Raw genomic sequence first — 725 nt, 5'->3', positions numbered from 1 at the left:
TGCACGAACACCCCATCACCACTGGTGTCGCTGTTGATCGTGTAGGCTAGGCCTACAGCAGCAATGCCATAGCTGATCTCGCCGTAAAGTTCGCCGAAATCAATGGAGTCCGGCGCGTCAGGATACGCATAATAAATGTACCCAACGTCATAACCCAGTTCTTCCACAGAGCCGGAGAATCCGGCATAAAGATCAAGCTCATAGCTGGTGCCGTCACCAAAATCGACATTGGAACCCTAGCCACCGGCGTAGAAGCCCGACGCATGCTCATAATCCAACCCTCCCTGGACAGCCGCAGCCCCGTCTGTCTGGGTGACGCCCCGGAACAGATAGTTGCTGCTGGCGCTCACATTTGAGCTGACGTCAGCGCTAACAATGGCGGGCGCAGCCTGAAGTGCTGCAAGCAAAGTGATACTGATAAATCCGGATTTGGTGAAAAACTGCTTCTTCATAATGGATACCTTCGGTTGGGTTTCATTGCTCCAAATATGATCAGCAAAAGTCTTGCCACATCTTATTTATTCTTTTTTATCATAATTATAGAGACAAATCGGCACATTCTGAGCTTGCCCCCGAGAAACTACCGCAACACCTAGCGCCCCAGAACCTGTCACCGGCCCGGACCAGCGCCCTGTTTTGATGCATTCTCTGTAACCATTCTGTAATCTTTGCCAAATAGACTTTAATCGCGCTTCAACACACACAAGCAAACCGAAAAAGGTGAG

At 50.2% G+C, this 725-nt stretch carries 1 protein-coding gene and 1 pseudogene; both read right to left on the bottom strand.

Features of this window, described 5'->3' with window-relative positions; translation table 11 throughout:
* Positions 1-452 (bottom strand): annotated as a pseudogene (locus MLC70_RS18450) (TorF family putative porin); the annotation flags it as partial.
* A gap of 66 nt (positions 453-518) precedes the next feature.
* Positions 519-725 (bottom strand): hypothetical protein (locus tag MLC70_RS18445; RefSeq protein ID WP_248186011.1); only part of this gene is annotated, 207 nt, incomplete at its 5' end.

The sequence above is a fragment of the Marinobacter goseongensis genome (genome assembly GCF_023156235.1).
In the GTDB taxonomy this organism is placed as follows: domain Bacteria; phylum Pseudomonadota; class Gammaproteobacteria; order Pseudomonadales; family Oleiphilaceae; genus Marinobacter; species Marinobacter goseongensis.
This window is presented reverse-complemented; position numbering and strand designations above follow the sequence as displayed.